19 protein-coding genes and 1 tRNA gene are annotated in these 22857 nt (G+C 33.5%); 3 read left to right on the top strand and 17 right to left on the bottom strand.

Features of this window, described 5'->3' with window-relative positions; genetic code table 11:
* Positions 1–1899 (top strand): hypothetical protein, encoded by a 1899-nt coding sequence (locus tag ABIN61_03900; protein ID MEO0293351.1) that lies wholly within the window; start codon positions 1–3, stop codon positions 1897–1899.
* A 6-nt stretch (positions 1900–1905) separates the two neighbouring features.
* On the opposite strand, the gene ABIN61_03895 is transcribed toward ABIN61_03900, so the two are convergent.
* From ABIN61_03895 to ABIN61_03825, 15 genes are all read right to left on the bottom strand, one after another.
* Positions 1906–2622 (bottom strand): hypothetical protein, encoded by a 717-nt coding sequence (locus ABIN61_03895; GenBank protein ID MEO0293350.1) that lies wholly within the window; start codon positions 2620–2622, stop codon positions 1906–1908.
* Positions 2623–2667: 45 nt separating this feature from the next.
* Complete coding sequence (gene rd / locus ABIN61_03890) at positions 2668–2844, bottom strand: rubredoxin (protein ID MEO0293349.1); 177 nt, start codon at positions 2842–2844, stop codon at positions 2668–2670.
* A gap of 3 nt (positions 2845–2847) precedes the next feature.
* Positions 2848–3381: a flavin reductase family protein gene (locus ABIN61_03885; protein MEO0293348.1), complete on the bottom strand. Its 534-nt coding sequence runs from the start codon at positions 3379–3381 to the stop codon at positions 2848–2850.
* 80 nt (positions 3382–3461) lie between these two features.
* The gene (locus ABIN61_03880) at positions 3462–4115 is read right to left on the bottom strand and encodes a hypothetical protein (GenBank protein ID MEO0293347.1); all 654 of its coding nucleotides are present in this window, start codon (positions 4113–4115) and stop codon (positions 3462–3464) included.
* On the bottom strand, positions 4116–5045 hold the full coding sequence (gene fmt, locus ABIN61_03875; protein ID MEO0293346.1) for a methionyl-tRNA formyltransferase: 930 nt from the start codon (positions 5043–5045) through the stop codon (positions 4116–4118). It lies immediately after the preceding gene.
* Complete coding sequence (yajC, locus tag ABIN61_03870; GenBank protein ID MEO0293345.1) at positions 5045–5392, bottom strand: preprotein translocase subunit YajC; 348 nt, start codon at positions 5390–5392, stop codon at positions 5045–5047. Before yajC ends, fmt begins: the two co-directional genes overlap by 1 nt.
* Positions 5376–6509: a tRNA guanosine(34) transglycosylase Tgt gene (gene tgt / locus ABIN61_03865; protein MEO0293344.1), complete on the bottom strand. Its 1134-nt coding sequence runs from the start codon at positions 6507–6509 to the stop codon at positions 5376–5378. Before tgt ends, yajC begins: the two co-directional genes overlap by 17 nt.
* Before the next feature lie 13 nt (positions 6510–6522).
* Positions 6523–6595: transfer RNA gene (locus ABIN61_03860), tRNA-Gly, on the bottom strand.
* A 59-nt stretch (positions 6596–6654) separates the two neighbouring features.
* On the bottom strand, positions 6655–10422 hold the full coding sequence (locus ABIN61_03855; GenBank protein ID MEO0293343.1) for a PAS domain S-box protein: 3768 nt from the start codon (positions 10420–10422) through the stop codon (positions 6655–6657).
* A gap of 72 nt (positions 10423–10494) precedes the next feature.
* Positions 10495–11631 (bottom strand): glycosyltransferase family 4 protein, encoded by a 1137-nt coding sequence (locus tag ABIN61_03850; GenBank protein MEO0293342.1) that lies wholly within the window; start codon positions 11629–11631, stop codon positions 10495–10497.
* Positions 11612–12289 carry an ABC transporter ATP-binding protein gene (locus tag ABIN61_03845; protein MEO0293341.1) on the bottom strand — a complete coding sequence of 226 codons (678 nt, stop codon included), beginning with the start codon at positions 12287–12289 and terminating at the stop codon, positions 11612–11614. Before ABIN61_03845 ends, ABIN61_03850 begins: the two co-directional genes overlap by 20 nt.
* The gene (locus ABIN61_03840; protein MEO0293340.1) at positions 12282–13529 is read right to left on the bottom strand and encodes an ABC transporter permease; all 1248 of its coding nucleotides are present in this window, start codon (positions 13527–13529) and stop codon (positions 12282–12284) included. Before ABIN61_03840 ends, ABIN61_03845 begins: the two co-directional genes overlap by 8 nt.
* 12 nt (positions 13530–13541) lie before the next feature.
* On the bottom strand, positions 13542–14678 hold the full coding sequence (locus tag ABIN61_03835) for an efflux RND transporter periplasmic adaptor subunit (GenBank protein MEO0293339.1): 1137 nt from the start codon (positions 14676–14678) through the stop codon (positions 13542–13544).
* Positions 14668–15909, bottom strand: coding sequence for a TolC family protein (locus ABIN61_03830; protein ID MEO0293338.1), 1242 nt, complete (start codon positions 15907–15909; stop codon positions 14668–14670). Before ABIN61_03830 ends, ABIN61_03835 begins: the two co-directional genes overlap by 11 nt.
* The gene (locus ABIN61_03825; protein MEO0293337.1) at positions 15906–16556 is read right to left on the bottom strand and encodes a YIP1 family protein; all 651 of its coding nucleotides are present in this window, start codon (positions 16554–16556) and stop codon (positions 15906–15908) included. The genes ABIN61_03830 and ABIN61_03825 overlap by 4 nt, the downstream gene beginning before the upstream one ends.
* Before the next feature lie 176 nt (positions 16557–16732).
* Here ABIN61_03825 and ABIN61_03820 point away from each other — a divergent pair, with 176 nt between their 5' ends.
* The gene (locus ABIN61_03820) at positions 16733–17185 is read left to right on the top strand and encodes a hypothetical protein (protein ID MEO0293336.1); all 453 of its coding nucleotides are present in this window, start codon (positions 16733–16735) and stop codon (positions 17183–17185) included.
* A gap of 2 nt (positions 17186–17187) precedes the next feature.
* Here ABIN61_03820 and ABIN61_03815 read toward each other — a convergent pair whose 3' ends face one another.
* Entirely contained in the window at positions 17188–19734 is a 2547-nt protein-coding gene (locus ABIN61_03815) for a T9SS type A sorting domain-containing protein (GenBank protein ID MEO0293335.1), read from the bottom strand.
* Positions 19735–19764: 30 nt separating this feature from the next.
* Positions 19765–20565: a response regulator gene (locus tag ABIN61_03810; protein MEO0293334.1), complete on the bottom strand. Its 801-nt coding sequence runs from the start codon at positions 20563–20565 to the stop codon at positions 19765–19767.
* A gap of 146 nt (positions 20566–20711) precedes the next feature.
* On the opposite strand from ABIN61_03810, the gene ABIN61_03805 reads away from it, so the two are divergent.
* A complete protein-coding gene (locus ABIN61_03805) occupies positions 20712–22400 on the top strand; it encodes a M23 family metallopeptidase (protein ID MEO0293333.1) in 1689 nt (562 codons plus the stop codon).
* The last annotated feature ends 457 nt before the right edge of the window (positions 22401–22857 follow it).

Genomic DNA, 22857 nt, shown 5'->3' with positions numbered 1-22857 from the left:
ATGTTTCTTTCTTTAATCTCTATGGCTTATCTATGGATTTACGAAGGAGATTCCCTTTATAAAGGTATTCCAAAAGGCACAGTTATTTCCAGAGACTCTATATATCTTGGAAAGGAAATAGATACATTACCTTGGGAAAGCAGCGGATTTATATCAAGCATAGTAAAGATAGACAAAGATCTCTATTTAGGTATATCTGATCTTGGAATGGTTGTCAGAATTTCTGAGACCGGGAAAAAAGACACAATTTTGAATAGAGAAGGAGCAATGATTTCTCTTTCAGGGAAAGGCAATACTCTAATCGTTGGGCTTTCTCCTTTAGGAAAGACTTTTTTTATAAAAGGTTCTAAAATAATAGACTCATTGTCAATTCCAGCAGAAAACGTTTTTTCTATCTCTGATTTTAAAGGAAAGCTTCTATTTGGAACAGGCCCCTTTGGCAAAGTCTTCAAATTGGAGAATAGAAATTTCAAGGAGGTTTTCAAAGTAGAGGCAACCTCTGTTACAAAAATATTCAAAAAGGGAGATGAATTATTCCTTGGAACTGCAAATCCTGGAGTTATATATAAATTAGAGAAAGATTCTATCTTGAAGGTCTATTATGATCCCCAGCTTGAGGAAATAAACGGACTTGGATTTATAGGAGAAACTTTATGTGTTTCAGGCCTTTCCCAAACAGAAAAAGAAAACATAGGGGAAATAAAGTTTTTTATTAATAATATGGAATACGAAGTCTACAAAGGAACTCCCATATTGTGTGGAGAAGAATCTGGGGGAACCTTTTATGCTGGAGAAGGAGAAGATGGACAAATCGGAGAGTTCCATAAAGATGATCTTAAAATAATTTTAGATTTGGAAGAATCAAGGATCACAACTCTTAAAAGTATTGATGGGGAACTTTGGATTGGAACTGGATATCCTGCCAAAGTTTATAAAATAAAAAACAAGATGGTAAAAGAAGGAGAGTATATTTCTTCGGTGTTTAAAGGAGGATATCCTGTCGTATGGGGAAATTTAAACTATGAAGGAAAAGGAGATATTAGCTTTTTCATAAGAGGGGGAAATAAAAAAGAAGTTGATTCCTCTTGGAGTAAATGGGAAAAAATTGAAAATAGTATTTCAATAAAAACCCCTTTTATTCAGTGGAAAGCAGTTTTAAAAAGGAAGAGTTCAAGCTTAAAGAAAGTTCAAATTTCTTATGGTAAACAGAACTCCCCTCCCCAAATAGAAAAATTAACTGCCCTTCCACCTAGAGTTGGAAGCGGGAGAGGAACCGAAAACTTTCCCTTTGGGGGGTCAAATATCTCACAGGAAGAAAAAGAGCGCCTTAGAAAAATGGGTTTTTTTATCCCAGAAGAGGCTTTTTTCATTCCAGAAGGGCTTCTCTGTTTTTATTGGGAGGCAAGAGATCCTGAACAAGATCGTCTGTTATTTGATCTTTATATCTCTTCTGATTCCAAAACATGGGAGAAAATAAAAGAGGACTTAACCAATAACAGTTATTTTATAAACATCTCTGCTTATCCTGATGGGAATTATTATGTTAAATTAGTTGCAAAGGACAATATAGATCAAACTCAACCCCTTAAAGCAGAAAAAATCACCTCTTTTTTGGTCGATCAAACCCCACCAGAGATAAAAGAAATAGAAAAAAAATATATTGGAGATAGTGTGGTAGTTTCAGGAATTATTTCTGACGAACTTTCTCCAATAATTGGTGCTAAATACACTACAAAAATCACACAGGAATATCACTGGAAAAATGCTAAAGCTTTGGATGGACTTTTTGATGAAATGAAAGAAAAATTCCAATTCAAAGTTCATAAAAAAGAGGAAAATATTGCAATTAGAGGCCTGGATAAAAGCGGTAACGTGAAAGTTATAAGAATAAAAATTTAAATATTTTTACTTTATTTGTCTCAATAATTCTTTAGCTTCTTTTATTTCATATAAATTAAATCTTCTTATATCCCGAGAATTTTTAAGAGATAATAACTTATAAAGAGTTTCTTTCGCTTTTGAGCTATCCCCTATCTCTTTATAAGTTTCTGCAAGGCTTATATAACTAGCTGTATAAAGAGAATCCTTTTCAATGGCCAATTTAAACTCATCTAAAGCCTTATTTTTATCGCCCCCAAAAATTTCTGGCAGAGATTTATAAATTTCTCCAATAATTATATGAGCTCCTGGATGATCAGGCTTAAGCTCTATTATTCTCTCTGCTTCTTTTTTAAGATCTCCAATCATAAAAAGGGAATGTAAAACACCATTCAACTTACCAATGGCTCCCTTATTTATAGCAAACCAAAAATGGGCCTCTGGATTATTTGGATTGTTTTTAATTGCAAGCCTTGCAAACTCTTCCCCTTTTTTATACCATTCTTTTTTTCTTGAAATTTCCTTAAGAGCGTATCCTCTCTCAAAACAAAAATGAGCTTTCCTCCATAAGATTTCATCCACTAATATTTTTGAATTCAACAAAAGAGAATCAACAATCTTCTCTGCTTTATCAAAAAGAGCTTCATCTTTATAACTCTCCAAATATAAAGAGTCTGATTTTAATAGTTCTCTCTTTACATAACTTGTATCCTTTAGCATAAAAGCTAAAAAAATTACCCACATTTTAAAACACAATATTTATTTTACATTAAACCAGACAAAGCTAACTTAAATTTCTTCCTCCTCTTCGATCCTCTCAAAATCCTCTTTGGAAGCTCCGCAAACAGGACAAACCCAATCTAAAGGGAGACTTCTAAATGGTGTTCCAGGGGCAACCCCATTTTCAGGATCTCCTTCTACTGGATCATAAATATACCCACAGATTGTACATTCGTATCTATCCATTCCTCACTCCTTTCTTTTTTTTACAAATGTTGGAGCATTCTCCGGCTCCTTTCCTTTTAGTTCTGAATGATAATAGGAATAAGTAAGGGGAGTATCTTCATTCAAAAAATTTCCCTCAGTAACTTTTCCTATAAAAAGAGAATGCGTCCCAACATCCAACATTTTCTCTACCTCACACTCAAGATAAGCCACAGAAAAATCCTTAACTATTGGAGCTCCATTCTTTCCAATAATGTAATTGACATCTTCAAATTTATTAATATCTCTTCCGCTCTTAAAACCAAACTTCCCTATAAATTTCATATTACAGCTTCTTCCAAGAATAGAGACATTAAAAATTCCGCTATTAAGAATCATCAAATGCGTGAGATTTTTTTTATTAAGACAAATTGCAATCTTAGGTGGCTCTGAAGTCACCTGAAAAACAACATTTGCTATCTGTCCATTAATTTTATCTTGAAATTTTGTGGATATCAAATATACTCCATAGTTTAAAGTATATAAAACCTTCTCATCCATTATTTCCTCGGATTTCATTGTCTAAAAGATAACTCATCATCAACCAACTCATTTCAAAAACTAAAAAGAAATTTAATTTTGTCAAGTCTATATAAAAATTATTGCTTTTTAGAGGGATAATAAACAACTCCTGTATCTGTAAGAATAGAAATAAATGAGTCTTTTCCCTCTACTCTTTTCCCTTTAAATACAGGAACAATTGTTTCCCCAATAATTAAAGAATCTTCAAAAAGAAAACAAAGCTCTTTATTATAAAGACAGATATCTTTAACTTGAGGAATAAATTTTTTTCTTTTCAAGATTCCTTTTTTATCAAAAATATAAATTGTGTCTTTTCCATAAAGAAATAGTGAATCCTTAAAAAGAGCACATCGTTTCATCTCTTTGTGTGATATTATGAAGTTAATTCCGGAACTTAAATCAATTAAATAAGATTTTTCTCCCGCAATAAGAACTCTTTTTTCATCCACATCAATATCAAAACCTCCTATATTAATTTCTCCAATAAGTTCGCCCCATAATGAATACCTCTGACTCTTTTTCTCTGAAATAGAAGTAACCCAGATTGAAAAAGATGATGCAGAAATAGCATTTGGGGCAAACATTGATTCAATGGGAAAACTAAAATCTCCTTTTAAATCTCTTACAATTCTATCTTCCATAGAAAGAAGAAATATCCGCCCCTTTGAATCAACAGTAACATCATACCAATTAAAGCCAAAAGATATGAGAATAAAGAATGTTTTAACCATTCATCCTAAGCGCTCTCCAGATTTTATATGATAACCATTTATAAAAGATATTGCGTCCATTTTATTTCTCCCCTGAAGTTGAAGTTCCAAAACTTCGATTGCTCCTTCTCCACACTTAACAATAATACCCCTTTTCGCTTCAATTATTTCTCCAGGAGAAAAATCATTTTTATAACCTTCTAAGCTTTTAGCTCTAAGAAGTTTTAGACTTTTCCCTCTAAAAATACAAAAAGCCCCTGGAGTATAAGAGAGACCCCTTACTTTACCCTCAACCAAAACAGCTTTCTCTCTCCAATCTATTTTGCATTCCTCTTTCTTTATCTTAGGGGCATAACTTGCTTCACTTTCATTTTGAAGATAGGTTTTAAGCTTCACCCCCCTCTCTATTTCTTTAAGAATATACAATATAGGTTCTCTCGCTTCCTTAAAGAGCCTTGTTTCCAATTCACTTCGCACTTCAAGAGGTTCTATAGGAACTTCTTTTGCCATCACAATTTCTCCTTTATCTACCTCCGGATTCATTAAAAAGATGGTAAAACCTGTTTTTTTTTCTCCATTCATCAAGGCTCTTGCCACAGGAGCTGCTCCTCTATACTTGGGCAAAAGAGAAGGGTGTATATTAAGGGGGTATCTTGCGATTTTTATAATATTTTCCTTCAAAATAGCTCCATATGAAGCAAGAACAAAGGTATCAACTTTAGTATCTTTAATCATATTCTCCACCCAAGAAGAATTTGGATTGTCCGTTTCAATAAGATTAAGAGATAAATCTCTAGCAAAAACTCCCACAGGTGTTGGAGTTTTTTTTCTCCCCCTTCCTTTTTCTTTAGGAGCTTTTGTTACAACAAGAGGAACTTCAATCCCTTCCGAGATGAGGGCTTCAAGAATAATTGTAGAAAAAGAGGAACTTCCAAAAAATATTACTTTCACTAATCCTCTTTTTTCAAAACCACTCTTATCATATTTTTCTCAAGCTCAATCTCTGTTTTCTCATCCACTTTCAGCTTAACAGTTGTGTCTTTAATCTGAGTTATCCTCCCATGAATTCCACAAGAAGTAATCACCTTATCTCCTTTCTGTAAAGAGTTAATCATCTCTTTGTGTTTTTTCTGTTGGATCTGTGAGGGCCTTATAAAAAGGAAGTAGAAAATCGCGAAGATAATCACCATAAATAAAAGAGGAGACAGACCATCTCCACAAGCTCCAGGATTTCCCTTTACTCCTTCCTTAGGAGCTGAAGAAAAAAGACACAACATAACTTCAATTACTCTCATCATCAAAACCTCCTTTAAAATTACTTAAAACTTCGTCTCTCCAACCAAAAAAAGTTCCTTGAGTAATTTTCTCTCTTATCTTCTTCATCAATTCCATATAAAATGATATATTATGAAGTGTTGCAAGATACTTTCCAAGAAGTTCCTCTGTATTAAAAAGATGACGAAGATAAGCTTTTGAATAATGAAGGCAGGTGAGACATTTACATCCTTCTGAAATAGGCGCTGAATCATCCTTAAATAGAGAATTTTTAAGATTAATTTTACCTTCCCAAGTGTAAACGGTCCCTGTCCTTGCATTTCTTGTTGGTATCACACAGTCAAAAAGGTCAACCCCTTCGCCAACAGCCCACAAAATATCCTCCACCTTTCCCACACCCATTACATATCTTGGTTTCTCCTCAGGCAAAATAGGAACTGTAGCACTAATCACTTCCCTTGTCTGCTCCTCCGCTTCCCCAACGACAAGCCCTCCAATAGCATAACCATCAAAATCAAGTTCTCTTAAAAAATAAGCGGCTTCTTTCCTCAAATCAAGATATGTAGAACCTTGAACAATTCCAAAAAGAAGAGCTTGAGAATCAAGAGTTCTAAAATGAAAAAGAGATTTTTCTGCCCATCTATTAGTTCTCTCCATTGCTTCCTTTGCATAACCTCTTCCTATCGGATATCCAACGCACTCGTCCAAAGGTAATAAGAGATCCGCTCCAAATTTAACCTCTAAATCAATAACCTTCTCAGGAGTAAATCTAAGAGTTGTCCCATCCACAAAAGAAGAAAAAAGAATTCCATCTTCTTGAATCTTTATCTTGGGCGATAGGGAATAAATTTGAAATCCTCCTGAGTCAATAGCAATTGGTCCATCCCATCCTATAAAAGAATGAAGACCTCCCAATTTATCAATTATCTCTTCTCCAGGTCTAATATAAAGATGATAGGTATTTGTAATAAAAATTTGTATCTCTAACTTCTTTATATCCCAAATTGGGAGAGTTTTTATATCTCCCAAAGTCGCAACAGGCATAAAAGCAGGTGTATTTATCTTTCCTCTTTTTGTTTTTATTACACCACACCGGGCAGCTTTATCTTTAGTTTCTACTCTAAAAAGGGCTTTTTCCATAAAATTAAAAAAGAGCGGGCAACGGGATTTGAACCCGCGACCCCGAGCTTGGGAAGCTCGTACTCTTCCAGCTGAGCTATGCCCGCTTAATAAAAAATATTAAAAAATAAAAAAGGAAAGTCAAGAGGTAATTTTTTGAATAATGTTATGATTTTTCCTCTATTACTTTTTTAACAACCTCTAAAAGTTCTTCATATTTATAGGGTTTCCGAACAACTGCTTTAAAACCATATCTTTTATATTCAGCCATTATAGGATCTTCAGCATATCCACTTGACACTATAGCCTTAACTTTTGGGTCAATCTCTTTTAACCTATGAAGAGTAGCTTCTCCTCCAATTCCTCCAGGGATTGTTAAATCTAAAATCACCACATCGAAAGGTTTCCCCTCATTCAATGCTTTTTTATACAGTCTAATTGTCTCAATCCCATCAGAACTATCTTCAACTTCATATCCACCCAACTCTAAGGCTCTAACCGCAGACTTTCTTATAAAGTTCTTATCATCCATTATTAAAACTTTCCCTTTCCCCTTTTGGAGCTCTTTTTCTTCAGGTTCCTCCAAGGTTTCCTTTGTTTTTACCTTAGCAGGTAAATAAACATAAAAAGTGCTCCCTTTCCCCACCTCCGATTCCACAGTTACAAATCCCTCGTGTCTTTTAACTATAGAAAACACTGTTGAAAGGCCAAGGCCACTTCCCTTTTGTTTTGTCGTAAAGAAAGGATCAAATATTCTTGGCAATATATTTTGAGGAATCCCAACCCCCGTATCTTGAACCTCTACCACTACATATTTACCAGAAGGAAGAGGTAAAGAAGAACTCTTTGAAAGTTCTAAATTCTTTCCTCTAATTGTTATGATCCCGCCCTCAGGCATTGCTTGGATTGCATTTAAAATTATGTTGTTAAAAACCTGATTAAGTTGTCCTTTATCTCCACTTACAAACCAAAGCTCTTTTTGAAACTCAAATTTACATTTAACATTAGATCCGCTTGTGACAAAATTTGCAGAGCTCTTTACTAAATCTTCAATGTCTACTTCTCCTTTTACAGGAACACCTCCTTTTGAGAAAGTTAAAAGTTGCTGGGTCAAACTCTTAGCGCTTTGAGCGGCCTTCTCCGATTCTTCTAATATCTCATAAACTTCACTATCAGGGCTTAAATGAAGCTTTGCAAGAGAAATATTCCCAAGAATTCCTGTAAGAAAATTATTAAAGTCGTGAGCAATTCCCCCAGCAAGAATACCAAGAGATTCAAGTCTATCCGCCTTCTCCCTTTCTCTTTCCATATCTCTATACTCTGTGATATCTCTTAGAACACCCATAAAGGATTCTTCTCCCTGATATTTTATCTTTTTTAAAGAAAGTTCACAAAGCCGTATATTCTCATCCTTTGTAATCACATTAACCTCATAAACATCAGGAATTTCTTCTCCTTTTTCTTTCCTCCTCCCCATCTCCTTAATTAAATCTCGTTCCTCTTCTATAATTACATCCCAAATTTCCATCGCATAAAGTTCTTCTTTCTTATATTTAAGGATTTCCGATAAGCGATTATTAACAAAAAGAAATCTCCCATTTCTACAAATAAAAACCCCATCCTTGCTACTTTCTACAAGAATCCTGTATTTTTCCTCTGATTCTCTTAAGGATTCCTCCACCTCTATTTCTTTTGTGATGTCTCGGACCACACCAATAATTCCATAAATCTCTCCTTTTGGATCTCTAAGAGGCAGATACATCTCCGAGGTAAAAATCCTCTTATTATCATTTCTCTTATAAGGAATTTGCGTTTTTTTAACCACCTTTCCTTCCATAGCTTCTCTCATCATCTCATCCACTTTAACATCTTTCAGGTTAGGAAATAACTCCCAAGGTTTCTTCCCACTTTTTAAAACCTCCTCTCTTTTCATCCCTGTAATTCTCTCCATTTCTTTATTCCAATAGGTAAAATTGAAATCTTTATCTAAAACAAGAACTCCTTCCTCCATTGATTCCAAAGTGTTAGACAAAAGTTCGTGTTCTTTTCTTAATTCCTCTTCCTTCTCTTTAAGCTCAGTAATATCCCTACAAATCCCTATAAGACCAATAACATTCCCTTCCTCATCATACCTTGGAACTTTTGAATAAGAAATCCAGTGAACTTTTCCGTTCTCATCAATTCTTTTCCCAATTCCTCCAAAGATAGGTTGTTTATTCCTCATCATTTCCTGTTCTTCTCTAAAATATTTTTCAGCAACTTCTTCTTCAAAAAAAGAAAAATCTGTCTTTCCAATTATTTCTTCTTTAGAAACACCAAGCTTCTTAGCTTTAGAGACGCTAACCTCTAAGAAACGAGAATCTCTGTCTTTAAAAAATATCTCATCAGGTATGTTTTCCAAAAGGGAATCTAATAAATTCTTTCTAAAGAAAAGTTCTTCTTGTGCTTTTTTCTCCTCTGAAATATCTATAATTGATGCCATATATCCATAAATTTCACCATTCACCTCAAAAAGTGGTATAATCCTAAATCTGGCAAAAAATATAGAACCATCTTTTTTTATACTTAAGTGATCCTTGGAATATATTCTTCCCTTTGAAACAAAATCAAAAATCTCTTTCTGAATCTCCATAGCTTCAGGTTCTGCAATTAAAACTTCAAGAGTTTTATCCTTAAGTTCAGAAAAAGAATATCCAAATAAACTCTTAGCAGCTTCATTCATATAATCAATCCGCATCTCTTTATTCATTCTAAAGATTCCATCAGAAGATTGTCTTATAAGATCGGTCAACTTTGCAACTTCCTTTTCCGCTTCCTTTATTTCAGTAACATCTCTTACAAGGATAATAACACTTTCTTCACTACATTTTGCTATTCTTGCCTCCCAATTTTTTAATACTCCTTTTAGCGGGAGTTCATATTCAAACCTAAAAACCTTACCTTTTTTTAGAACCTCTTTTATTCCCTTCATAGCAAGAGAAGCAATTTTCTCTGGAAGCAAATCTTTAATTTTTTTATTTAAGAAATCTCTTGGTTTAGCGTAAAGCAGCTCTTCATTTGGAGCAAAATAAGAAAGAAAAGTCCCATCTTTTTTAACCTGAAACAGAAGATCTGGTAATGCAGAAAGAATCGCCTTATTTCTTTCCTCACTTTCTCTTAGTTTCTCTCGCATCTTCACCTCTTCAGTCACATCTCTTGAAATGCCAAGAGTCCCTATTATATTACCCTCTTTATCGTATCTTGGGATTTTTGTTGTAGAAACCCATGTTACTCGCCCATCAAGATGAGTTTCTTTTTCAATTTTACCAATAATGGGTTTGCCTGTTCTCATAACTTTTTGTTCGTCTTTAAAGGCAGGCTCTGCGTGTTCTTTTGTAAAGTAATCAAAATCTGTTTTACCAATCATTTCCTCAGGACTCTTAGCCTTAACCCATTTTGCGAGCGCCTTACTCACAGCAATAAAACGACTTTTCTTGTCTTTGAAATAAATATTATCCGGAATGTTATCAAGAAGATTGGATAATAATTCATTCTTAATAAAAATATCCTCTTCAAGTTTTTTGGTTTTTTCTTTCAATTCTTCTATTTTTTTCTCCCCAAGATCTTCAAAAATAACAAGAGCTCCAATATAATTGTTTTTTTTATCATACTTTAAAGAAGGTAAAAGACGAACAAATTTCTTTTTCCCTTTCACAGAAATTTCTCCTTCACATATAATAGCCTTTCCTTCTGTCCATTCTCTCAAGGAGTCAGAAAACGAAGGAGAGATAAATTCTTTTAAATTTTTATTCTTAAGAGTTGAAACACCAAAAAGTTTTTTACAAGCTGAATTAAAATAAAGAAATCTTCCTTCTTTATCTAAGAAACAACATGGAATATCAAACTCTTTAATTAATAAGCTATAATCCTTTGCAAATTTCCTCCTTTCCACCATCTGAGTTATCCTTTCTTAAGATTCTACTATTATCTTAAACTTAAATAAGGTCTTTGTCAAGGGTGTTTGTCACTATCTGCTATTATTTTTGATATTAGCTTCAATTATTTTTTTCATTCTCTCTTTAGAGTTATCCCAAGAGTATTTAGAAGCCCACTCCCTTGCCTGCTTTCCCATTTTTAAGATAAACTTCTTATCCTTCAGTAATTTTACAAGAATTTCAGAGAGAGCTTGAGCATCCTCACATCTATATATATATCCACTAAAACCGTCTTTCACTGTCTCTCTCAACCCAGGAGAATCAGGGACAACAGACAAAGTCCCACAGGCTTGAGCTTCGATTGAAGTTAAACCCCACCCTTCTATTGGAGAAGTATTAACAGAGACCCAAGAACCGGAAAGAAGAGAAATCTTTTCTCCCTCTGGAACAAAACCAGTAAAATTAACAACTTTTTCTATTCTTTTCTTAAAAGCTAATTTTTTAAGCCTTGGGAGGTCATCTCCTTCCCCAACTATGAATACTTTGAGTTTAGAGATTTTTCTCAAAACCTCTGGAATAGCTTCAAGCAAAATATCAATCCTTTTATATCTTTTCATCCTATTAAGACAAACAATTGTCGGTTCTTCAGTTTTCTTTTTTTGGGGGAAATATCTATTTAAATCAATCCCATTATATACTATTTCAATATTCTTTTCTGGAATTCCCATCTTAACAAGAACTTCTTTCGAGCTTTCTGAAATAGCTATAATAGGAATATCATCATAAAATTTCGGTATTAGTCTTTCCGCAAAAAAAACATAAGAAGCAAATATTGGATTTGTTTCAGTGTATATTTTTTTACCAAAAAGATGATGGAGAATTGCAATTCTATTTTCAGAAACAAATATTTTGCCGTAAAATGGGATTTTATTTAAATCTTCTATGACAAGATCTATCCTTTCTCTTTTTCTTATTCTCTTATAAGCTCTTGGAACCCAAAAGTTAAAAGTGTTTCTTGAACCAACTCTATAGATCTTAATCCCTTCTAACTCTTCAATACTCTTAGCCCCTTTAAAATGAGTGCAAAGAAGAAAAATATTAAAATCATCCACAAGTCTTTTAAATATTTCATAAAAATGAACTTCCGCTCCTCCTGAAAGAGGGTTAGTCCAATCTTGCCAATTAATAACCAATATTCCAGGTTTTCTTTCACTCTTCTCTTTCAACAATTCCATCTCTTATATAAATTTTTCTTTTACCTCTCTCTGCAACGTACTTCTCATGAGAAACAATGATAATTGTTTTCCCTTCTTCATGGAGACGGGAAAAAATATCTAATATTTCTTCTCCTCTCCGAGAGTCTAAATTACCAGTTGGTTCATCAGCTATTATAATCTCTGGATCATTTGCTAAAGCCCTTGCAATTGCCACTCTCTGACGCTCTCCGCCTGAAAGCTGCTTAGGGAAATGATCTATTCTATCACCAAGCTCAACTCTTTCAAGAAGGGAAATAGCTTTTTCTTTTCTTTCCTTTGGTGGAATTCTATTATATATCATTGGTAAAGAAACATTATACCAGGCAGGAGCTCCCGGCAATAAATAGAAATCTTGAAAAACAAAACCAATAAGATTTTTCCTTATCTCCGCCAACTCATTCTCATCCATTTTAATTACATCCTTTCCTCTTAAGAAATAAGAACCAGAGGTAGGAACATCAAGACACCCAATTAAGTGCATCAAAGTAGATTTCCCAGAACCCGAAGGGCCAATTATTGAAACAAATTCTCCCTTCTTTATCTTAAGATCAATTCCTCTTAGTGCACAAACCTCCACTTCTCCTAGCGAATAAACTTTCGTTACTTTCTTCATCTTAATTAATTCACTCATATCGAAGAGCTTCTACAGGATTTAATTTTGAAGCTTTTCTTGCCGGGAAAAAACCAAAAAAAATCCCAATACTTCCACAAAAACCAAACCCAAGAAATATTGACCAGATAGGTATATAAAAAGGAAGATTTCCTCTACTTAAAACAGAAATTATCTTTGTAATAGAAGCTCCTAAAAAAATACCAATTATTCCACCAATAAGACAAATCACAACTGCCTCCACTAAGAATTGTCCCAAAATTTCAGACGGTTTTGCTCCGATAGCTTTTCTTATTCCAATTTCTCTTGTTCTTTCAGAAACAGAAACAAGCATTATATTCATTATACCAATTCCACCAACAACCAAAGAAATACCTGCAATTGCAATTGAAAAAAGGAACAAAGCTTTTGTTAACTCATTAAACTGTCTTATAAGAGCTTCTGAAGAATTAATTGAAAAATCATCTTCTTCACCCGGCCTTAAATTTCTAACCCTTCTTAAAATCCATCTTATTTCCTCCCTTGCCTCCTCCTCATCTTCTACAGAAATTGCTATTGTAATAGATTTTCTATCTTCTCCTACAAATTCAGCCATTATTGGAAATGGGATTATTGCAATATTATCCATACTCATTCCCATCATTTCTCCTCTTCTCTCTAAGATTCCAATAACATTAAATTGTCTTCCCTGAATCTTTATCTTTTCACCAATTGGGTTTTTGCACTCTGGAAAAAGCGTTTTTACCACATCTTCACCTAAAACACAAACATATCTTTTGTATTTTAAATCGTCACTTGAAAGATATCTTCCAAGCTTTACGTTCTGTTTAATAATATAAACAAAATCTTGAGAAGTTCCCTGGACGTCCACCTCAACAGCTTCCTTTTCTCCCCTTGTTATATTAAAACCTCTTGTAATAAGAGGAGAGACGAACTTAAAAGAAGTTCCATATTCTTTTAATGCATTTAGAGCTTTCAGATCTATATCTTTTCTCTTCCTAATTTTATTCCACTCCTCTCTGCTCATCTTTCCCATAAACCAAGGATATTTATCTACATAAATAACATTTGCACCTAACTGTGAAAAACTCTTCGCAACACTTCTTTTCAAACCAGAGATAATAGACATAACACCTACAACAGTCATAACCCCAATAACAATACCAAGTGTAGTCAGAAATGACCTAAGCTTGTTGGATCTAATAGAGTCAAAAGAGGATCTTAAAATTTCTACAAGAAAACCACTAATCAATAAACCCACCAAACTTCCAAATTACTTATCATTTTTTTCAATCTTTTTATCTTTCCTTTCACTCTCTTCCCAACTAACTTTTTGATTATCCACAAGATTAATCATTGTCTTAAGTGGCCCAGAAACAACAAGGTCGTTTTCTAGAAGTCCTTCTTTAACCTCAACCCACTTCCCTTCTATTATTCCAGTTTTAATTTCCACAAATTTAACAACACCATTTTCTATCTTATAAACCCCACTTTTCTCCTCTTTCGTAACCAAAGCTTGAAGAGGAATACGAAGAACATTTTGTTTCTTTGCTGTAATAATTTCACAATTTGCACTCATACCAGGCAACATCCCGGGATGAAAAGGTATAGAAATTTTCACTTCAAACTCTACAACTCCAAGAGAAGTTTCTTTTGGCATACTTGCCTTATAATAAACGATTCCAATAAATGTGGTGTCTGGGAAAGCATCAATAGAAATCCTTGCGGTATCTCCTATCGAAACTCTCGGAACTTCATTCTCATTAACTTTTGCTACCATCTCCATTTTTTCAAGATCTGAAATGGTTAGGATTATTGAACCAGGATTATTTACAGTTCCGGCAACCACAACCTCTCCCTCCCTTTTATTTATATTCATTATTGTTCCTTTAATAGGGGCTCTAATTGTTGCTCTTTCAAGCATTCTTTTTGCTCTTTTTAGTTCTGCAATTGCATTTTCAAAATTACTCTCAGCAAGCTCTACTTCAGTCGCAATATTCTCATAATTCTCCTTAGAGATTAACCCCTTCTCATATAACTCTTTTTTCCTTCTTAGCTGTTCTTTCTTAAACTCAAGATCTGCTCTTTGGGCATTTAGCCCTGCAAGAGCTCTTCTATAAGCAGCGTATTGCTCCGTAGAATCAAGTTTTACAAGAACCTGCCCTTCTTTCACTTTATCTCCTTCCTCTACATATAACTTAATCACTTCAGCTGTAACTTCTGCGTTTATCTGCCTTTCTTCCTCCGAATGAATCTCTCCAGGAGCAGAGACAATCTCCTCTATTTTACCTCTACTCACTTTTACAACCTCAACCTTAACAACATTTGTTCTTTTTATATTTACAAATATTACAAGAATAAAAAACACGATTATAGAAATCAAAACAATTAATTTTCTCTTATTCTTCATATAATTCTCCCATAAGTTTTCTAAGACTATAAATAGAAAGATACCAATCAAATCTCGCTTCAGTTAAATAATATTGAGCTTTTAGGAGGTCTTCTTCCGCTCCTAAAAGTTCAATTATTGAGGCTTCCCCAAGGCGATACCTCTCAGATGCAGCCTTATAATTCTCTTCTGCAAAACTTAAGGCGGTCTGTGCTAACTCTAATTTCTTTTGGGACTCCTCGTATAAGAGATAATTCTCTTCCACCAATATTCTTAATTCTTTTTCTCTTTCTTTAAGCCTCAAAAAAGCCAAATCCATTATTAATTGGGCTTTTGTAATTTCATTAATTCTGGAAAAACCTGTGAATAAAGGAATAGAAATAGAAAATCCAATAGAATAATTATAATTATCTTTCAAAAAATCTAAATTAGGAAATTCTTTATCTCTATATCTCCATTCTGTTCCAAAAGAAAAAGAAAAAAAATTCTTTGTTGAAACATTCAAAAAATCAATTCTTGCCTTTATAAGTTCAGAAGTAAATTCATTAATAAGTGGGTCTCTTCTCTCGGCCAAATAAAAAATAGAATCCTTTGGCGGAATTACAAAATCAATCTCTGGTTCCTCAAGTAAAACAGAATCTCCTATCCCAAGACCAATAAGCTTTTTCAGTTTCAACAAACTAATTTTCCTATTCTTCTTAGTTTCCATAAATTCCAATTGTGCTTCTAAGTTGTTCACCTTCCCTTGCAAAACTTCCGCAAAAGAAGCTGCTCCAAGTTCTTTTTTTTCCTCAATAAGTTTCAAATTGTTTTCCGTTCGCTCCACAGCTCTCTTTCTACTTTCAAATAGCTTATCAAGTTTAAGAGTATTAAGATATTGCGATATAATCTCGTATATTGCTTGGTCTCTAAGCTCCAAAAAAGAAAAAAATATTGAGCTATTATCATAATGAGAAGAAAAAGCATTAAAAATTTCATTAGGACTCAAATCCCAGTTCATCTCTACACCATAATATCTATTTGTGGAGTCATAAACTTCTACCCCATCAAGAATTAAGTTGTTTTTCTGCCTAAGGTATCCTCCTGAAATTCTTGGGAGAAGTTCTGAATAAAAATAAGCATTATTCTTTTGCTTTATTAGAAATTCTTTTTTTGCCTGTAAATAAAGAGGATTCTCTTTTAATCCCTTTTTGATCGCATCACTGAGAGTTAAATTAATAAGAGAAATTAATAGGATTAATAGAATACTCACATTATCTCTTTCTTTGCAAAAATAACGCTAAATCCAAGAGAGATAATATAAGAAATAACTCCAACCCAAACTCCTTTTTTCTTAGAGACCCCGGAAACTTGGGAAACTCCAAAAGAGATAAGTGTAAATTGCCAAATAGTAAAAGCTTCTATTCCGGAAAAAAGAGCATAAAGTTTGGGATTTTGAGGATTAAAAAAGAGATTAAGCCCTGTAGCAACATTTAAGTCTTTAAGAGTTACTATATTTGGAGTCCCCCGAATAAGAATCGTTATTATGTTTAGTAAGGTTCTTAAAACCTGAGTAATAGAAGAATATGCATAAAGATCAAGAGCTTTAACGAAATCCCAATCTCCTCCAAAAAGGTTACCTAAAAGCCATATAATTAAAGAAAGAATCAAAAATCCAATAAAGCTTGTAATTGGAACCACTATATACTTTATAATTTCTGCTGCTTTAGAGAACTCTTTACTCACTCCAACCTCAGCCATCTTCTCTGCTAAGAGACGATTCACTGCGGGAGAGCTAATCCATAAGAAAAGAAAACTTATAAGGATAACAATAATAAAAGGGATCCACCAATCGTCTTTTTCTTTAATGTGCTCAAACACCTTTTGAGGTTCAATTATTACATTTATAACACTCATCATATATCCTCCTTTATTAATTTTACAAATAATAAAAACTTTTATTCAAATACTTTTTATATTTTTAAAAATTTTTATAAGTTTACTATATAATAGAAAAATTTATTTATATGTCAAGTAAGCAAATATTGACTTTCTCAGAATCCAGATTAATTTTCAGGAAAAAGGAGGAGAGAAAGATGAGAAAAATTGCTTGTTTTTCATTAATAGCTATTTCTTTAATTGGAAAGAGTATTGTTCTAAAAAAAGATTTAGGCTTAGGTATTGTTGCTGGAGATCCTACGGGCATAACAATTAAGACCTGGACAGGTAGCTCCACCAGCGTTTGTGGAGCATCTGGATGGTCTTTTAAAGAAGATTATTTTCAAATAAATTGTGATTTCATTTATCATTTTTTTGATTTGATTAAGGTAGAAAAAGGAGAGCTTCCTTTATATCTTGGAATGGGAGGAAGGATTTTATTTAAGAAAGAAATAGAAATTGGAATTAGGGTCCCAGTTGGACTTACCTACTTATTTGAAGAAGCACCATTTGACTTATTTTTCGAAATTTCTCCTCTTTTAAATCTTTATCCAGAAACAGACTTTGATGCCTCTGCGAGCATTGGAGGAAGGGTCTTCCTTGATTTGTAACTTCATCTAAGAAGCGTCATTTTTATTGAATAAGTCTTTTTAGGTGTTTCCAAACGACAGAAGTAAATCCCAGAAGGTAGATCCACACCATTTTTATCCTTTCCGTTCCATATAATGGTATGAATTCCTGGTTTTCCAACACCACTTACAAGAGATTTAACTAATCTTCCTGAGATATCATATATATTCAAGCTTATCTCTTCAATTTCCTCAAGTTGATAGGAAATAAAAGTTGTATTACCAAATGGGTTTGGGATATTTTGGAAAAGCGTGGTAAGAAACTTTTCTGATTTTCTCTCTTCTATCCCAAATGGAAGACCAAATACTTTTGCTGCTATGTCCCAACCTTTTTGCCATCTTGCATCTTGCCAAACGAAAATTAACGAATTCCCATTTGTTGCGACAGAAGGGTAGAGCTGAGAATTATTTACTCCTTCCATATCGTTATTTACTTTAAAGTTTTCTTCATCAGGGGTTCTCTGAGCTTTATACCTCTGAGCATAGATATTATAAAAAGAATAATAATCATAATCCTCCCAAGTAATTACAAATTCACCGGAAGGCGCAACACTCACTTCTGGAGAAAATCCCCAGTGATTATTCTGACTAACCTTACAATTAGAATCAACAAGAACTCCTGTGGTATCTACTATTTGAAAATAAACACCATAAGAAGAACCGTAATCCTCCCAAGCAACAATAAAATTTCCATCTGGAAGATAAGCTACACAGGGATTAAATTGCCCGGAAGGATCTTCACTTTCATTAATCTTTAAATTTCCATTTATAGGTGTCCCATCCGAACCAAACAATTGAGCATATATATCATAATTTCCGTTTCTATTATCAGCCCAAGCTATTAGAAATTTACCATTGGGAGTCATTGCTATACTCGGTTCTTCTTGGGAAGAAGAACCATCATCTTCATTCACTTTAAAGTTACTGCCTACTTTCATTCCTAATTTATTAATCTTTTGAGCCCAAATATCATTGTCTCCATCACGGTGATCATACCAAGTAACAACAGCATTATTTAGAAAATCAATATCAACCGAAGGACTATAACAATAATAACCACTTACCTCATCTATCCTAAGAGGAGAGCCTACGGTATCTCCAGAAGGACTTACTCTCTGAAGATGAATTTCTCCATAATATCTGTATACGATAACAAAGCTTGAATCTTCAGATAATGCTACATCTGGAGTGTATCCGGGCTCAATATGAATATTTTCCCCAATTGGATTTCCAAGAGGATCAAGTCGCTGGAAATAAACTCCCCAAGGGCTCCGGAAATCTGTCCAAGCGACAACAACACTACCCGAAGAATTCATATCCACAACTGGATACTCTTGATTTGCGGTCCCTTCAATCTCGTTAACCTTTTCCTCTCCAGAAAGAGGAGTCCCATCATTTTTAAAGCTTCTCTTATAAATATCCAAACCACCCTCTTTATCCCTCTCCCATGCTACAACAAATTTGTCTTCACTCATAATAACGCAAGGATTAAGGCTAAAACTATTATCATCTTCAACTATCTTAAAATTATAACCTATTTTACTCCCGCTTTTATCAAAGAGCTGCCCGGAGATGGTTTTACTTCCCTCTCCCCAAACAACAACAAAGTTCCCTTCCTTATCCATTCCACAGGAAGGATGGGAACAAGTAAGAGAGGTGTCATTTATTTTGAAATTAGTATCTATTGGGACACCCGATTGATCAAACCTCTGGCCATAAACGCAATGAGGACTACTCCGCCCATCCTCCCAAACAACAATAAAGTTTCCGGCTGAATCCATTGCACAAGAAGGAGATAGTTGATCATTATCCCCTAAATCTGTGTTTACAAGAAAATTTGAACCTATCGGGTCTCCCTTTTCATTAATAAGTTGTCCATATATGTCCCCTTTAGAGGAATTCCTACAATCTCTCCACACAACAACAAATCTTCCGTTATTGTCTCTTGCTATAAACGGATACATTTGATCGGCAGAAGACCCATCAGTATTCAAAATAATTCGTTGACCTACAGAGTCTCCATTAAATTTAAATCTTTTAAGAAAAACATCATACCCCTTCCCTGAAATATAAGTAGAGCCTACCAAAAATATTCCTGAATCACTTATTGCAAAATCAAAATCATATAAATATCCAAGATAAATTGGATAACCTAAAGCCTCTCCCTCTATAGTTAACCACTGAGCATAACCATATTTATAAATTACAAGTAAGCTATCACCAATATTAGAAACTTTTGGGTCGGTCTCCCAATTGAAAGCATTCATCATTGTGAGCTTAAAATTACCCCAAAGCTTATTCCCTAAAGAATCGTAAAATTGCCCATAGATATTCCTACTCCCATTTCGTTCATCTCCCCAAAAAATTACTTCCTCCCCATTTCCAAAAATTAAAACATCTGGGGAATAGTTATTCCCTCCAACTTCATCATCATTCAGCCTAAAATCATCCTTAATAAGCTCAATCCCAAAGAGAGAGAAAACAAAAAGATAACAAAATAACATAAGTCCTACTACCTTACCTCTTTTCATCTTAACCTCCTTTTTATAAAACTTAAAAATTTATAAAAAGGTTCCTTCCGTATCATTATTTAAAAGCAAATTAAAGTTAAGATCTAAAAGAGTATATAACTCCTTTTCCACTTCAATCTTAATTTCTTTCTCAAGATCTTCTACTGATTTTTTCTTTCTATTTTCTTCGTCTTTAATCCGAGCACTCTCAAGTAAAAGATAATGTAAAGGAGCATCTATAACCCTTTCTGTCTTCTTACATTTCCCATCAATTTCAATCTCAGCTTTTTCTAAAGATAAAAGCTCTATTGCAGCTTCTAACCCAGAATTTGTTCCGGTTTTAGCATCTATTAAAGAACCATTTATAAAATATAAAAAACCTTTCTTTCCTTCGTATTCAATCTTTAGGGTGCAAGTTTTGGATTCTAAGGCTATGAGTTGTAAAAAAGAAGGCAACGAGAAACCCCTAATATGCCCTTCTGTTTCACCCTTAAGCCCTTCCAAAATTTTCTCCTCAAGAGAATTAATATCAAAAGGCTTCTCAATATAAAGAAAAGCCTTAAATTTTTTAAGATTCTCTTCTATTTGTGGCGTTCCAAAAGAGGTCATTACAATAACAGGAATCTCAGAATATTTCTTGCTCATATAAGCAAGAAGTTCTAACCCATCCATTATAGGCATTGCTATATCTGTCACAACCAAATCTATTTCTTTCTTTTCTAAGATCTCTATTGCTTCCCTTCCATTTTCTGCTAAATGTATCCTCATCTCTCCCTTAAATTTCCTTGAGAGATAATCTCCAATTGAATCTAAAGTTGGCCTAAAATCATCAACAATCAAAATCTCTTTCATAATAAAATTTATATTACAAAAATTGTTCCAAAAATAAGATATTAAAAATCAAAAACTTAACTTAAGATTATGTAAAATTAAGATAACCTCAGTTTAAATATTTTTACTAACATTGCGAAATTGTTAGTTTTTGTTAAATTAACAAAGTGGGATTTTTTGGATTTTATTTTTTTTCTATCTTTCTCGAAATAGATTTTCTTTGGCCTACTGAAGAAAAAGGCATTCTTTCTTCTTTTGGGGAGTGGAGGGAAGATCATCTTCACGCTGGGATTGATCTTCCTATTAAGAAAATTGGGGAGAAAATTCTCTCGGTTTGTGACGGCTGGGTATGGAGAGTAAAAACTTCTCCTTGGGGTTATGGGAAAGCAGTATACGTAAAAAGTTGGACAGGCGAAACTTTTGTCTACGCTCATCTATTTTCCTTTCCAAAAAAAATAGAAGAAATAGTGAGAAAAGAACAGTTAAGGAAACTTTCTTATTCTACGGATATATGGTTTAAAGAAGGAGAAATCTTAGTTAAAAGAGGTGACGTAATTGGGTATGGAGGAAATTCGGGCTGTTTATCTCCTCATCTTCATTTTGAAATGAGAGACAAATTTCAAAAACCTATGGATCCTCTTATTAGAGGGTTTACTATTTCTGACTCAATCCCTCCTGTAATCACAGGACTAAGAATCATTCCTTTGGGCGGTTCTTCAAGAGTAAATGGCTCTCCTATTGGAGAACTTTACAACTCCATTTATGACACAATTAAAGTTTTTATAGAAGGAAAAGCAGGAATAGAAATAGAGGTATTCGACAAAGTAAATGGGAAATCCGGAAGAGTTGGGCCAAAAGAAATTAGACTATATAAAGGAGAAAGACTAATAAGAAGAGAACTTATTGATAAATTTCCATATTCAAATTACAAAGACTCAAGGTTCCTTTTCGATTTTGCATACGAAAAAAGAACAGGAAGAAAATTTAGGAAAGTTTTTAGTTGTCCTGGCAATGAACTTCCTTTTTTCGAAGGTGAAGATGGAATAATAAAAGGAGAAGAAAAAGGAGTTTACTTAATAGAGGTTTATGATGCTGCTTATAACTTTACCTCTTTAATAATAAAATTAATAGATTCTCTTCCAGAAAGAAAAACTCTTACCTTGGGGAAAGAACTCCTTTTTGAACCATATGGATTTTTGTGTAGAGGAAAATGGTTTAATCCAAACAAATTTGGAGGAATTTTAAAGTCTGGGGATTCAATTTTAGTTTGGAATCTAAAAAAGATTAAAATGAATAAGTTAAGATCTATAGAAGGAAAGTGTGAAATTTCTATTCCTGCGGATGCTAACCTTTTCACCGATTTAATAGCAGTAAAATCACACAAAAATGGAGACATATGGGAGTGGGAGCCACCACTTCCTTTCAAAAAGAAAATAAAAATAAGGATAAAGACTCAAGAAGAAAAATCCTCTATTTATGAAAAGAAAGGAAAGAGTTGGATATTCATTTCTTCTAAAAGAGATAGAGATAACCTTATAGGCTTTATAGATCACCTTGGGTGTTTTGGAATATTAAGGGACACAACTAAACCTCTTCTTTCTTTAAAAAGTGAAAAATTTTCCTCTCAAGTTCCTCTTATAATAGAAGTTGATGACAATTTATCCGGGGTCAACTTCCATTCAATTAAAACATTTATAGATGGGAAACAAACAGTTTTTGCTTATGAACCCCAGAGGAAGAGATTGATTTTTGAATATCCAGAAGAAATTAAAAAAGGAAAACACATTCTTAAAATCTCTTTAACCGATAACCAAGGTAATAAAACTATAAAAGAATGGGTAATTATAAAGGAATAAAAATCGTTTTATTTAATCCTTTTACTTGATTTCACGAGCCTAAGATTCTATAAAATAACATGAGATCCAGATTCCTTCTTTAACATGATCCAAAGTTTTCTTTGCAGATGAAAGTTATCATATGGGAAATGTTGCAAAAAATATCTTAGAGATCCTTGGATTTGCGATAAAATAAATCATATGGTAATTATGCCTTTAATGCCTTTTATTCGATACCACCTGTTTAAACTAACCGGGTTAAATCTGTTCTCTACGAGATTACCTTCTTGTATCTTCTCTGTCATCCTAATAATAGGATTAGCTTACTACCTTTTTGAGGGTCTCTAAAACTCAGATTTTTTGATGTTTTTATTAATTTTATATACAATAATAATGGGTTCAAATTATATTTATTTAGAGAATAAGCGCCCTACTTGAAGTCCCAATGATTTCCTTTGGAATTTTATTGTTTTTATAA

It is taken from the genome of candidate division WOR-3 bacterium (genome assembly GCA_039804165.1).
In the GTDB taxonomy this organism is placed as follows: Bacteria; Hydrothermota; UBA3072; order UBA3072; family UBA3072; genus JAFGHJ01.
The sequence above is the reverse complement of the archived record's forward strand: the minus strand, read 5'-3'. Positions and strand labels throughout refer to the sequence as shown.